The organism is Chrysosporum bergii ANA360D, from assembly GCF_029891735.1.
Taxonomy (GTDB): Bacteria; Cyanobacteriota; Cyanobacteriia; order Cyanobacteriales; family Nostocaceae; genus Umezakia; species Umezakia bergii.
Genome location: NZ_JANQDH010000062.1, coordinates 1 through 13,431, shown reverse-complemented (window position 1 = coordinate 13,431; position 13,431 = coordinate 1). Strand labels below are relative to the sequence as shown.

The following is a 13,431-nucleotide window of genomic DNA, read 5'->3' as shown; positions in this document are numbered from 1 at the left end:
TATCAAGAGTTTTTAAAGTTTTGATACATAAAAAATAATAAGATGAAGTTGGTAAAGCAGATAATCCCCTGGTGCAAACCATGACTGAAATAATTTAGTTAAGCTTTATTGTAAGAGTGAAAAAAATCAAGCAACTTCACTCTATCTTCCTTGAAATGCCGTGATATTAAGCAAAAGCTAAAAAATGTTAATTTCTGCCAGTTCAGATTTTGTCGCTCTGTGTCGAGAGCAAATAGCACTGCTAACCGAAGGGCTGGGAGCATCTTTAAGTGTTGTTTACCTAACACAAGAATTGCTAGATGATCCTGCTGGTGAGGCGAAACTAATTCCTGTGGTGGTTTACCCGGAGACAGCACTTTTACCACCAGGGGAAGAAGTTGAGAGGATAACTGTTGGTGATGTTCTGATAGTACCTGAGCAACAGGGTAAATTGTTGCAATCCGGGACGGGATCACGGATTTCAGCACCGGAAACCAAAAAAGCGGATGGTGAAAAAGCATTAAAGGAGGAATCTAACTTGAGTGGAGAGCAAACTGTTTTGCCTCTGATTCATGAAGGTGTGATGATGGGTTTATTAGTGACGGGTAGAGAAGATAGAGGATGGAATCCACAAGAGCAAAGGGAAATTGAAAAAATAGCCCAAACTTTGGCGATCGCTTGTATCTTAGATCAACGTCGAGCTTGGCTACAGCATCAGCTACATCAACAACAAGTTCTCCAAGAACAGCAGCGAGATTTGCTTGATAACTTGCTGCATCAGTTTCGTAACCCTCTCACAGCATTACACACTTTTGGCAAACTGCTACTAAAACGGCTACGACCGGGAGATCCTAACCGAGAGGTAGGCGCGAATATTGTCCGGGAAAGCGATCGCCTCCAAGAATTACTGCAACAGTTTAATCAAGTTATTGACTGGACAGAAACAGATTTAACGCCGTTGTCATTACCTGATGTGGAAAAAGAACCCAAACCAGTGCTGTTATTACCGGGAATGGGAGAAATGGAAATTGATTGCTTTGTAGTTGATTTGTTAACACCATTATTAGTAGCAGCTAAAGCAATAGCACAGGAGCGCCATCTGCACCTAATGACAGAAATTCCTAATAATTTGTACCGGGTACGAGTGAATATCAAAGCATTACAGGAAGTATTCAGCAATATAATTGATAATGCTCTAAAATACACGCCTGAAGGTGGTAAAATTGCTATTCAGGTAGGTGAAGAAAAAGCTGATTATCAAGGAGTTGTCATCAGTAACACTGGACCTGGAATTCCACCGGAAGATTTAGCACATTTGGGAGAACGCCATTATCGGGGAATACAAGCGCAAACAACAATTCCTGGTACGGGTTTGGGGTTAGCTATCGCCAAACAATTAATCAAACAAATGCAGGGTGAAATAGAAATTTTCAGCCCTGCGATTAATCCCAACATGACTTCACCAGATGCACCAGGAACTACTTTTATAATTTGGCTACCAATAGGCAATAAATGATATCATGTCCGGGTAATCACTTATGTTGACACACCGCAAGCTTTGGTGGGGTGCTTCAGGTTTAATTAATCAAGCAAACTGTTTCCTGTTTCAACAATAAGTAATTCAGCGAATATGATATAATTATCTAAGTGAAACCAATAAATTTTGATTGATTGTCATTTGTAAATCTGTATCTGGTGCAATGGCGATTAAGTCAACACTGTTTCTACCGAAAAACAGACCAATCAAACCACCGATAGCTGCACCACCTAAAACTTCTTCTGTGGCGATGGCGCGATCGCCTGTCACGGCAGATACTGCGGCCGCTGCGCCTGCACCTAAAACAGTATTTTGAATAATTTTATTAGTGCTAGTACCTTTTTTCACAGTTTCAGTTTTAGTAATTACTTCAGAACTAGCGTTAATTTGATACTCTTGGCCTGTGGTTAAAACTAGTTTGTCAGCAACAAATTGAGAACCACCTTGAGCGGGTTGGAGTTTACCCACAACTTGACTACCGGCGGGAATTACCACAGTTCCTGCTTGGGTAACTATATTTTGATCCACTGTCAGAGTCAAAGGTGCTGTTTCATCTTTTGTCACCAGAATTTTTTCTGCCTGATCATACTTGACGGGAATAGCAGTACCTTGGGGAATGGTTATAGATGATATGGGTTTGGGTGTACTGGGTTGAATAGCTACGATATAAGGTGAATTAACTGATGAAGCTTGATTAGAACTGACCAAGGCTTGATAAATAAAGGCTGCTACTTGTGCCCTGGTGGCGGTTGCGGTGGGACTTAATGCCCTAACGTTAGGATAGTTGACTACAATTTGCTTTTCCGTGGCGGCGGCGATGGGACTACGGGCCCAATCAGCAATGTTAAGGCTATCACTGAAGTATTGCAGAGTTGTTTGGGTATTAGCGTTGGGGGAATAATTAAGACCGTTGGCTAAGGCTACTAAAACTTGTTGGCGGGGAATATTTTGGTTAGGTTGAAAACGATTACCGGGATATCCTGATAAAAAACCGATGGTGTAGGCTTGGCGAATGGCATTAGCTGCCCAAAAATTACTGGATACATCCACAAAATTGATTGCTTGCCGTTGTGGTGCTTTTGAGAAAGCATTGTTAATCATGGCAGCAAATTGAGCGCGGGTCACTGCTTCTTCTGGACGGAAGCTACCATCAGGAAAACCGGCGATTACTCCTCTTTGTGACAATTGTTCAATGAATTGTGCAGCCCAATAGTTAGATGAAACATCAGAAAATCTAGTTTGAGCTAAAGATGGCGCTGCTGTCATTAAAGGTGCTACAGCACCTACTGTGAGGCTTAAACTCATAAGTGCGGCAGTTCCTGATTGGCAATTCTTTAAATTAAACATTGCTATTTACTCCGGTAAAATTAACTTTTCTCTCTGTTATTTATTCAGACAATTTGCTGCTTAGAAAGTTCCTGGTTTTGGAAAAATATCATCAGTAAATTTGTCAGGCTTAATTGTTGAGAAATCCTAGATATATACTTCCTTATATAACTAACCCATTATCAGGACAAAAATAAAGCGATCGCCTACTATACTGATAATGGCTATCGCTGTTAGAAGATGATCAAAATCAGGGATAAAATACTTACTGGCGCTCAATGACTAAATTCGAGTTAAGTACTAATCTCAAGTCTTGTTCTGGTCTTAAGACAAACACTTCAGCTTCTTTTTTGCGTAGCAATACGCTGGCTAAAGCACCGGCTGCTGCACCGGTTACAGGTTCTAATATTTCAATTTTGCGGTTACCTGTAATCAGTGAAATTGCAGTAGAAGTACCAGCACCAATGGCGGCATCTGTTAATATTTGACTGCTATCACTTTTGGTGATGGTTTCTGTGGTGGTAATTACCTGAGAAGAGGCATTAACCGACTGACGACGACCAGAGGGAAAGATGAGTTCCCTGGCTACGAACCGTACACCCCTGACATTTTTACTGTCTCTGTTACGATTGTTGAAATATACTGGTTGCAGTTGTCCTACAACTTTAGTGTTGATGGGAATTAAAACATTTCTTTGACTATCACTGATGTCGTTTGCTATTCTCAATGTCAGGTCTAATGTTTCGCCGCGACTAACCACAATTTTCTCTTGGTCATGGGTAACGGGAAAAGTCACGTTAGCATTACCAGGAATCGTGACTGTTCTCGATGGGCGAATATTATATTGGGCGTTAGCAGGGGGGATGATGGGAATAACAGCAGTGGTGGTAATTGCCATTGTCAGCAGTACCGCAGTTCTATATTTCCATTGGTGAAGGATAGTCATAGAATGGTTGGGGTTTGTGTGTGGTGTATAACATGACGAGGATTGACTAAGATTGTTTCTTATGGTTTTTGCAAGTAATTCTTTTGATAGATCAGGAAATTTTTGGGAAAATTAATAAAATAATTGGTTGCATATGAAAAGGGGAAGGCGGTTGAAATCGCCAATGGCTAACCCTTATGTCTGAAGCCAGTAGCTCTGCTCGCCGTTGATATTTCCGTCATAATATTGTTAAGATTAGTGAGAATACCGACTTCAAAACTACAACCTTGATATTTACATAGGTAAACTATTAATTAGTGCATTTGTACTAAAAAACTAAAACACTTTAGATGCGGCCTTCTAGCCTCAATGATTCCAGTACAACTAATCCTCAAAAATTTCCTTAGTTATCGTGATGCAGCCTTAGATTTTCGCGGTTTGCACACAGCTTGTATTTGTGGTTCTAATGGTGCGGGTAAGTCTTCTCTTTTAGAAGCAATCACGTGGGCGATTTGGGGTGAAAGCCGTGCCGGTGTTGAAGATGACGTAATTCATTCGGGTACGAGCGAAGTTAGGGTTGATTATATTTTTCAATGTAATCAACAAAAATATCGAGTAATTCGCACCAGGGTTCGCGGTGGTAGTGGTGTTTTAGAATTTCAAATCGAAACCGCTTCTGGGTTTCGCCCACTCACAGGTAAAGGTATCCGGGCTACACAAGATTTGATTTTAGAACACATTAAATTGGATTACGATACGTTTATTAATTCGGCGTACTTGCGCCAGGGTCGTGCTGATGAGTTTATGATCAAGCGTCCGACTGAACGCAAGGAGATTTTGGCGGAGTTATTAAAACTCAATCAATATGATCAATTAGAAGAACGAGCCAAGGAGTCATACCGCCAGTTTAAAGCTAGGGCTGAGGAGTTAGAACGTTGTTTAGAGTCGAGCAAAACTCAACTGCAACACCGGGAAAGGACGCAAGCCCAAAAAGCAGAATTAGAAACTGAACTTAACCATATGCAAGAGGTTCAAGCTTTTGAGAATATTCAGTTACAAAGTTTGCAAGTTGTCCAGCACCAGCGCCAAACCTGGGAACAACAACTACATTTTGTCAGGCAACAATATCAAAATTTAACTCAAGATGGCCAGCGATTGGAACAAGAACAGTTAACATTACAAACTCAACTATCGGATTTACAAGCCATATTAAATCAGGAAGCGGAAATTAAAAATGGCTTTACTGAGTATCAACAGTTGCAGGCACGGGAAGAAGCTTTTGGTAATAAATTTCAGGAATACACGCGGTCAACGGCCCTACTGCAACAAAAACAACAGCAACTAACCAGCCAAATTCACGAATTAGAAGGAGAACTGCAACAGGTTCAAGGACAATTAGCAGCACTAGAACAACAAGAACCAGAACTGCAACATACCCTGAATAAATCAAATGAGGTGGAAGCGGCTTTAGCAGAACTGACCACAGCCCGTCGTCGCTTGACTGATTTAGATGAGTTGCAAATGCAGGTTTCTCCTTTGTTACAACAACGGCAAAACCTGCAAAGTCAACTGGATAGAGTTCATGCTGGTTTAGTAGCACGTTTGGAACAGTTACAAGCGACGGAAACTCAACTAAAACGCTGTTTACAACGTCAGCCGTACTTGCAAGAGGTGGCGAGAGAGTTAGAAATGCAGATTTCCCAAATACAAAAAGACAAGGTTTATCTGCAACGAGTACAAGAAAAAGGCCAGGAAAGACGGCATTTTATGGAACGTCTGCAAAGTCAACAACGGGAATATCAAAAAGTATTGGCGGAAATAGAGCAAAAATTGCAAATGCTCCGGACTCCTGATGCAATTTGTCCTTTATGTGAGCGTCCTTTAGATGAACATCATTGGAACCGGGTGGTAAATAAAACTAAAGATGAGTATGAGGATATAGAAGGGCAATTGTGGGTGTTTCGGGAACAAATGGCGGTGTCAGACCGAGAAATTCAGATACTCAGGCAGGAATATCGCGAAATAAACAATAAAGTATCTCCTTATGAGAGCCTGAGAGAACAAAGAGGTCAATTAGCCGCACAATTGCAATCTATAAATGATGCTCATCAACAGTTACAACAGCTGGACGCAGAAAAGCAACATATAGAGCGGGCTTTGCAAGTGGGTGATTACGCTCCTGAGAAACAGGCGGAATTGCGGGAACTAGAAGCATATTTACAACAGTTGAATTACAATGAGCAAAACCACGCCCTGGCTCGGAGTGAGGTGGAGCGGTGGCGGTGGGCGGAAGTGAAGCAAGGGCAAATTAAAGATGCAGCCAAGCGTAAAGCTCAAATAGCTGCCCGTAAACCAGAGTTACAAGGGGTGATTGCTCAATTACAAGCCAGAATTCACGAGGAAAAAACTAATTCTCATTGGGCTAGAGAAATTACTCAACTTGAGCGTTATATTGTGGAAATTGGTTATAGTTCAGAGCAACATAACAACCTGCGCCAATCTGTACGCCAAGCCCAATCTTGGCAATTACGTTATCAACAGCTGCTCTCAGCCCAGGAGCAATACCCCCAACTCCAGAAACGATGGCAAGATTTAGAAGCAGCTAAATGGGAGAGAGGACAGGAGCAGCAAAAACTTTTTACCCAGATTGAAACTATAACTCAACAGTTGGGGGGGTCAGCTAACCCCACTGAGGAAATCAACGCTTTAGAGCAGAAAATTCAAACACGGCGACGGCAACTTGATGAGAAAATTGTCAGTTTAGGGCGTTTGGAACAAATGATGCTGCAAATAGAAACTCTGCAAAATCAGTATGAGCAACAGCAGCAGGATTTAAAACACTTGCGGCGAGAACAAAGAATTTATCAGGAATTGGCGCAGGCATTTGGTAAAAATGGCATCCAAGCACTGATGATTGAAAATGTGTTACCCCAATTAGAAGCTGAAACAAATAAACTATTATCACGGCTGACTGCTAATCAATTGCATGTGCAGTTTATTACTCAAAAATCTGGACGGAGTGGTAAGGCTAAGACGAAAAACGCCAAGCTGATTGATACTTTGGATATTTTAATAGCTGATTCTAGTGGAACGCGAGCTTATGAAACTTATTCTGGTGGGGAAGCATTTAGAATTAACTTTGCTATCCGTTTAGCTCTGGCGAAACTATTGGCACAAAGAGCGGGTGCAGCATTACAATTGTTGATTATAGATGAAGGTTTTGGTACACAGGATGCGGAAGGATGCGATCGCCTGATTGCTTCCATTAATGCGATCGCTTCTGACTTTGCTTGTATCCTCACTGTCACCCATATACCCCATCTGAAAGAAGCATTTCAAGCCCGAATAGAGGTAAGTAAAACTCAACAAGGTTCCCAGTTGCGTTTTTGACATACTCACGGGACTAGAGGGTTCGTGATTGGTCTTTAGCTTGACGGAAATATCAACGGCGAGCAGAGCTAATGGCTTCAGACATGGGGATGATCGGTCAATATGGTGATATGTATTCAGGATCTTGATCATTACTTTGGTAGTGGTCAACTAACTAAGCAGGTTTTATTCAATATTAATCTCACAATTAATGCGGGTGAGATTGTAATTATGACTGGGCCTTCTGGTTCTGGTAAAACTACACTGCTAACTTTAGTGGGGGGGTTGCGTTCTGTTCAGTCTGGTAGTTTGCGAGTTTTAGGGAGAGAATTATGTGGGGCTAGTCCTGAAGAATTAACACAAGCCCGAAGAAGTAATGGTTATATTTTTCAAGCTCATAACCTGCATGGGAGTTTAACAGCACTCCAGAATGTGCGGATGGGTTTGGAAGTGCAACCCAAAATTTCTGCTGGGGAAATGCTCAAGCAGTCACAAGAAATGTTAGAGGCTGTAGGTTTGGGTCAGCGACTCCATTATTATCCGGATAAATTATCTGGTGGACAGAAACAACGGGTGGCGATCGCGCGAGCGTTGGTAAGTAAGCCTAGGATTGTCTTAGCGGATGAACCCACGGCTGCACTTGATAAACAATCGGGGCGGGATGTTGTGGATATCATGCAGAAGTTGGCGAAAGAGCAAGGCTGTACAATTTTGCTTGTGACCCATGACAACCGCATTTTAGATATTGCTGACCGTATTATCCATATGGAGGATGGTCATCTTGTTAAGGATGGTACGACTACTTTTACTAATGGTTAGTGCTGAGTGTTTTTTTCTATAGCCAATTTTTCCCAATTCAGGTACATGATTAGGTGGACTTGATTAAGCAGCGAAGGGTTTTATTAGCGGTAACCAGGACTTGTACGGAGACTAGTCGAGGTATGCTCGCTCTGTAAGACGATGGCTTACATTAACTATCAAATCTCGGATAGATGGTCAAACCATGAACCGAGATTTGAATGGTGCGCGGGGAATTTATCTTTGTGCATTGGTTGATACGCTTTGGTTGAGAGACAATCTCAACTTAGGCATTTCTTAGCATTAGTGATCAAAAAAGTATCGGACTGGTTTAGCCTCCCCAAATTTTATCCAAAACCAAATCCGGTGAAATATCCGCTATTTGACCTGTAGGTGATTTAATGGCCAGAAATTTATCACTTGTTGGCAGCAACTGGGCTGGATCTGTGGAGCCAAATAGGGCAATAGTATAGGTTTGCACTGCGACACTTAAGTGAAGTAGTGGATCAGCAGTGGACAACATCAAACTTGCTCCACTAATCATGGCTGCTAATTTGCCAATGTTATTAGGAGCAGTCACCTTGATAGTAGGAATCCTCTCCAGGAGCCATGGCCCAAGTTGCTCATTTTCAGAGCCTTGAATCACTACCACAGGCAAATCCGGCTGCTTGTGTTGACATTCCTGAATAATTCGCTGCCAATACTCCACAGGGTAGAGTTGATCCAAACTTTGTTGAGATGTCTCACTAAAACCAACATTAACTAATATGTAGCCTGTTTCATTTACCCCCAAACGATTTTGTTCATTTTGTGACCACTCAATGTCTGGTGTTGGCACGTTCAGCGATAACTGCGGGCGGGGGGTTTTAATCCCTAAAGGTTGTAATAAGTCGTGGTATAGTGCCGCTTGGTACTGGTTTGGTTGGTAAGGCACGGAATTAGTGAGAAAAACTGCTCCTTTGCCTTGGTAGCCAATGCGGGTGGGAATTCCTGTTAACCAGAGTAAAAGACCGATTAAGGAACTTTGTCCCACACTGATAACCACATCATACTCGCGATCGCGAATCATGCCCACCAGATTGATCCAATCGGCTAAACTGTTGCGGTCTTTGTAATCAAAGGTCAGTACATTATTAACTGACTTGCTCACCCGGTAGGCAGCCTTTGACCGGGGTTCAACAACGACATCTAACTGAATGTTAGGGTAATAACGCTTCAGATCATCTAGTGTCGGGAAGAAAAGAATTTGGTCGCCAATTCCACCAGGGACAAGGGCTACTACTCGCATAATTTTTATTGAAGCTTACTCGCTACTTATTTTAGGGGAATATAGGTATGAGAAATTATTCATTGGTCATTGGTCATTGGCAACACCTACCCAGTTATTGATTTTTTGAGGTTTTCTATGTATTTACTCATTCCATCGGCGGGAATCGGCAAAAGAATGGGGGGAACCCGTAATAAACTCCTCCTAAAGGTGCGATCGCAACCAATTATTGCTTGGACTCTTCAGGCTGCGGCTGCGGCTAGTACAATCAAGTGGATAGGAATTATTTCTCAACCCATTGACTGGCCGGACTTCAAAGGGATTCTCGCTGATGTGAATGTGAGTAAACCGGTGGAATTTATTACTGGTGGCTCCACACGTCAAGAATCCGTTTACAACGGCTTACAGGCTCTACCGGCTGCCGCAGAACAGGTATTAATTCATGATGGCGCTCGATGTCTAGTCACACCAGATTTACTCAACTCATGCGCCGAAGCCATCCGCCAATGTTCTGGTTTAATTGCAGCTGTACCTGTGAAAGATACTATCAAAGTTGTTGACCACCATGGCATGATTGAAAGCACACCCGACCGGCGACAATTGTGGGCAGCACAAACTCCTCAAGGATTTAATGTGCAATTATTGAAACAGTGCCACGCTCAAGGTATTAGTCAAGGTTGGGAAGTGACTGATGATGCTGCTTTATTGGAAAAATGCGGTATTAAGGTCCGAATTGTCCCCGGAGAAGAAACCAACTTAAAAGTTACTACTCCTCAAGACCTAGCGATCGCTGAATTTATCCTCAGCAACCGAGAAAAACAGGATAAATGACAAACGCCGACGCAAAATTTGACATTCCCGCCGTTACCACTGCTGATGAAATAGAGGACATTGGATTTGCAGTAGCATTACATAAAGCTATTAAAGATTAACTCCTGGAATTGCAAAAGTTGCAAAATTGAAATATCTAGTTAAGGATCTGGGTACTGGTTAGTCGCCAGTTCCTAGTCAAACGATGCAATAAGGAGTAACCAAAAGATGCTGGCATATCTTCTAGCTTTTGTGGTTGGACTTGGTAGTTTAGCCATTTACATAGCAGCTTTCTTTTTCCCAGAAATCCACCGTAAGAATGACTTTATCTGGAGTGGTGTAGGACTGTTCTATGCTTTGGTCTTATGGGTGTTTGCACCACGCATTTCAGGGGGTCTATTGCTAGGTCATGTGGCTAGCGTGGCTCTTTTGGTTTGGTTTGGTTGGCAAACTCTTTCATTACGTCACCAAATTACTCCCCCAACACAACAAACCCCAGTATCCAGTCCTGAGAGGGTGAAAACCTTACCCATGCAAGAACGGCTAACTCAGGTACAACAAAGTATTGGTAGTACCTTAAGGGGAATAAAAGACAAAGCGCAACAAACCATAACCAAGAAAACGCCAGAAACCCCCACACCAGAGGAAACAACTGTTGTGGCTACTGAGAAACCATCTGTTGAGATTATTGATAAAACTTCTGCCCAACCAGAAGCAACAGCAGAGGAAAAAGCTACTCTCACCGCCACTGAACCTGAAACCAAGGAACCAACTCCACCCAATTCCCCACCTGCTGAAGTGGTAGCAGCAGCCGAAGCAGAGGCTGAAACTGAAGAAAAACCACCAATTCCCGCTGAGGAAATTGCACCCGATGCTGCACTAGCTCCCCCTGCAGAAGCGCCACCGGAAAAAATGCCCCCTAGTCAACCTAGTTGACTTTTATTCAACCAACGCTTAAATTATAATTTAAGCGTTGGGTTTTACTTGTAGCGAATTTTGCCCAAGTGAGGTACGTCATTAACAAGCAGGATGCTTGTGTTACAAGACTATCATTTACATTTGTTGGTAAATTTTTATAATTAGATAACTTAGAAAATTTTGACAAATAGAATTTTAATAAATTCTAGACATTTTCTGAAAAAGTAAAAAAGATGTTCTTATCTTGATTTATCGTCATTAGAATATCATGATAATTAATTTTTTATGTTGTTGATGGCAAATTTTACCCTGATGTGGTAGTGCAACGGGAAAGATGCCCGCAACACAAGATTTATATTATTTATATTTTTCTGAGACTTAAAATAATGTATTTATCAACATATTCTGTTATAATATAGTACCTTTGAATTATAAAAATTTAAACGGTAGACCAAATTAATTAATAGGTTAGATCATCATGTCTAGTACACACACAGGTATTGAGTGGACTGATAAAACTTGGAATCCAACAACTGGTTGTAATAAAGTTAGTCCAGGCTGTTTACATTGCTATGCAGAAGCTTTGACTAAAAGGTTTCCTAATAATTTTAAGAATGGGTTTGATTTAACATTACATCCAGAAAGGCTAGCAGAACCATTAAAGTGGCGAACACCTAGCAGAATATTTGTGAATTCAATGAGCGACCTTTTTCATGAAGAAGTACCTTTAGATTTCATTCAAAAAGTATTCACAGTGGTTGAGGCTACACCTTGGCATATATATCAAATATTAACAAAAAGACCTGAACGGGCAGTTGAGTTAGCCCCTAGCTTAGTATTTCATAAAAATATTTGGTTGGGTGTATCAGTGGAAAATCAAAACTATGTCCCTCGAATTGACTTACTACGTCAAATACCTGCATCCGTGCGTTTTCTTTCATGTGAACCACTTTTAGGCTCATTGAATCTTGACTTAAAAAATATTCATTGGGTTATAGTGGGTGGAGAATCTGGTCAAAAACATCGCCCAATGAAAATGGAGTGGGCTGAGGATATTCGCGACCAATGTCAAAAAGCTGGAGTAGCATTTTTCTTTAAGCAAGTTGGTGGTAGAACTTCTAAAGCTGGTGGTAGGTTGCTAGATGATAGAATATGGGATGAAATGCCTTCAGCTTGGCAACAACATCACATTGAGTGGGGTGCATTGGCGCGCAAGTTAGTCATTAAAAAAGAAAGTTTGGAGCTTACTGCTTCGGTGGAAATGTAACTTTAACTGAATCTCCAAAGGTATTTTTTCTTCTTTCATTAGCAGGTGGTTCTGCGGTAATTTTACCTTTGTTTTCCAGATTATTAAGGGCGGTTTTGTAATTCTTGCTGATATAGCTTTTGCCAACACTATGCTGTCGATGAATTTCTTCCATAGTTATTGTTTGTCCAGCAAATTCATCTAGTAGCATTTGTTCTAATTCATCCAGAGGAGGATTTTCAAACAAAGAGGTTTGAACAAACGTGGATGGATTGTACTCCAAAGAAGGTACACCTTGATTTTGGTAAGAACTTTCTTTAGCCATAATGTCTTTGATAATATTATAGCCCGTGGAATTTTTACTTACAAAAATTAAATAATGGCTAGTACGATTTCCACTTTCATGTTTAAAACGAAAAGGTAGGACGTATTTGCCACCCATTTCTTGCAGAGCTTCGCAAATAGCCTCCACAATTGTTACCTCCCGTTCTTCTCTCTTAAGTGCTGGCACTTTTTCGCGTAAGCTATCTGCTCGTGTTTCTCCAAATAACGCATTTATAAGTTCTTTCACAGATGAGTTACCTAAACCCATATTAATTCGATTATAATTAAAAAAGAAAAGGCAATCGCAGCCCCAGTTTTTGACAAGTGAGTTTATAAGCTCTAATGATAATCCCTTGTATCCCCAAGGGTCTACAAAAAATAACGTCGGACCTAATTTTAACTGATTAAATCTTTGGACAATATTTTCGTCAACTTCATAATTGATTATGCGAGGTTTGTATTTTAAATTTTCGATACCAGGAATTGTATTTATAGCATCTTGAAGAAAATTAGTATGTTCCGAATTAGCATCATTAAATACTGTTTCCAACATATTTAGCATATCTGGGTGAGAAATTGATGTTTCTAAAACTTTTATGGGTGTTGATTTGGAACCATCTTTATATCTACCTGGTCCAGCAAAAAGGTCTACATAGCCAATTTTATTGCCTTTTTCCTTAACCCGTGGCATGATCACTTTTGCCCAAGCCAAAAAATATTTTTCAACAATTCTAGCTTTTATTAAAGATTGCTCTTTTTGTTCATCAAAGAAGGAATCGCTAGTCATAAGTAATCAGGACTTACGCAACTGGCACAGGCGATCGCTAGAATATAGTATTATTGTACTACAATAAATAACATAACTGGCACAATCAGTCTCGGTGCGGCGGAAGCGTCGCGCCGAGACTAAACTCCAGTAAAAAGCCAATTTT

Annotated in this window: 10 protein-coding genes; 6 read left to right on the top strand and 4 right to left on the bottom strand. The window is 41.1% G+C overall.

The genetic code is table 11. The features are described from left to right. Positions 1–184: 184 nt before the first annotated feature. On the top strand, positions 185–1,495 hold the full coding sequence (locus NWP17_RS09475; protein ID WP_280654663.1) for a sensor histidine kinase: 1,311 nt from the start codon (positions 185–187) through the stop codon (positions 1,493–1,495). A 123-nt stretch (positions 1,496–1,618) separates the two neighbouring features. Here the strand turns inward: NWP17_RS09475 and NWP17_RS09470 are convergent, their stop codons facing one another. Continuing rightward, a complete protein-coding gene (locus NWP17_RS09470; protein WP_280654662.1) occupies positions 1,619–2,863 on the bottom strand; it encodes an S-layer homology domain-containing protein in 1,245 nt (414 codons plus the stop codon). Between the two features lie 244 nt (positions 2,864–3,107). Further along, the gene (locus NWP17_RS09465) at positions 3,108–3,788 is read right to left on the bottom strand and encodes a conjugal transfer protein TrbI (RefSeq protein ID WP_280654661.1); all 681 of its coding nucleotides are present in this window, start codon (positions 3,786–3,788) and stop codon (positions 3,108–3,110) included. A gap of 348 nt (positions 3,789–4,136) precedes the next feature. On the opposite strand from NWP17_RS09465, the gene sbcC reads away from it, so the two are divergent. Both sbcC and NWP17_RS09455 read left to right on the top strand, forming a co-directional pair. Further along, positions 4,137–7,157, top strand: coding sequence for an exonuclease subunit SbcC (sbcC, locus tag NWP17_RS09460; protein WP_280654660.1), 3,021 nt, complete (start codon positions 4,137–4,139; stop codon positions 7,155–7,157). A gap of 102 nt (positions 7,158–7,259) precedes the next feature. Next, positions 7,260–7,955, top strand: a complete 696-nt coding sequence (locus tag NWP17_RS09455) for a DevA family ABC transporter ATP-binding protein (RefSeq protein WP_280654659.1) — start codon at positions 7,260–7,262, stop codon at positions 7,953–7,955. A 310-nt stretch (positions 7,956–8,265) separates the two neighbouring features. Here NWP17_RS09455 and NWP17_RS09450 read toward each other — a convergent pair whose 3' ends face one another. Next, entirely contained in the window at positions 8,266–9,222 is a 957-nt protein-coding gene (locus tag NWP17_RS09450; RefSeq protein WP_280654658.1) for a glycosyltransferase family 9 protein, read from the bottom strand. Positions 9,223–9,339: 117 nt separating this feature from the next. Between NWP17_RS09450 and ispD the strand changes: the two genes are divergently transcribed. The 3 genes from ispD (at position 9,340) to NWP17_RS09435 (ending at position 12,196) form a co-directional block, all read left to right on the top strand. After that, positions 9,340–10,032, top strand: a complete 693-nt coding sequence (gene ispD, locus NWP17_RS09445) for a 2-C-methyl-D-erythritol 4-phosphate cytidylyltransferase (RefSeq protein ID WP_280654657.1) — start codon at positions 9,340–9,342, stop codon at positions 10,030–10,032. A 207-nt stretch (positions 10,033–10,239) separates the two neighbouring features. Continuing rightward, entirely contained in the window at positions 10,240–10,947 is a 708-nt protein-coding gene (locus NWP17_RS09440; RefSeq protein WP_280654656.1) for a Ycf66 family protein, read from the top strand. 460 nt (positions 10,948–11,407) lie between these two features. Beyond that, a complete protein-coding gene (locus NWP17_RS09435; RefSeq protein ID WP_280654655.1) occupies positions 11,408–12,196 on the top strand; it encodes a DUF5131 family protein in 789 nt (262 codons plus the stop codon). Here the strand turns inward: NWP17_RS09435 and NWP17_RS09430 are convergent. Continuing rightward, positions 12,174–13,286: a three-Cys-motif partner protein TcmP gene (locus NWP17_RS09430; RefSeq protein WP_280654654.1), complete on the bottom strand. Its 1,113-nt coding sequence runs from the start codon at positions 13,284–13,286 to the stop codon at positions 12,174–12,176. The genes NWP17_RS09435 and NWP17_RS09430 overlap by 23 nt on opposite strands. Positions 13,287–13,431: the final 145 nt, after the last annotated feature.

Coding starts and splice junctions, on each gene's coding strand:
- NWP17_RS09470 (WP_280654662.1), bottom strand. CDS start 2,863: ATGTTTAATTTAAAGAATTGCCAATCAGGAACTGCCGCACTTATGAGT.
- sbcC (WP_280654660.1), top strand. CDS start 4,137: ATGATTCCAGTACAACTAATCCTCAAAAATTTCCTTAGTTATCGTGAT.
- NWP17_RS09435 (WP_280654655.1), top strand. CDS start 11,408: ATGTCTAGTACACACACAGGTATTGAGTGGACTGATAAAACTTGGAAT.
- NWP17_RS09475 (WP_280654663.1), top strand. CDS start 185: ATGTTAATTTCTGCCAGTTCAGATTTTGTCGCTCTGTGTCGAGAGCAA.
- NWP17_RS09450 (WP_280654658.1), bottom strand. CDS start 9,222: ATGCGAGTAGTAGCCCTTGTCCCTGGTGGAATTGGCGACCAAATTCTT.
- NWP17_RS09455 (WP_280654659.1), top strand. CDS start 7,260: ATGGTGATATGTATTCAGGATCTTGATCATTACTTTGGTAGTGGTCAA.
- NWP17_RS09465 (WP_280654661.1), bottom strand. CDS start 3,788: ATGACTATCCTTCACCAATGGAAATATAGAACTGCGGTACTGCTGACA.
- NWP17_RS09440 (WP_280654656.1), top strand. CDS start 10,240: ATGCTGGCATATCTTCTAGCTTTTGTGGTTGGACTTGGTAGTTTAGCC.
- ispD (WP_280654657.1), top strand. CDS start 9,340: ATGTATTTACTCATTCCATCGGCGGGAATCGGCAAAAGAATGGGGGGA.
- NWP17_RS09430 (WP_280654654.1), bottom strand. CDS start 13,286: ATGACTAGCGATTCCTTCTTTGATGAACAAAAAGAGCAATCTTTAATA.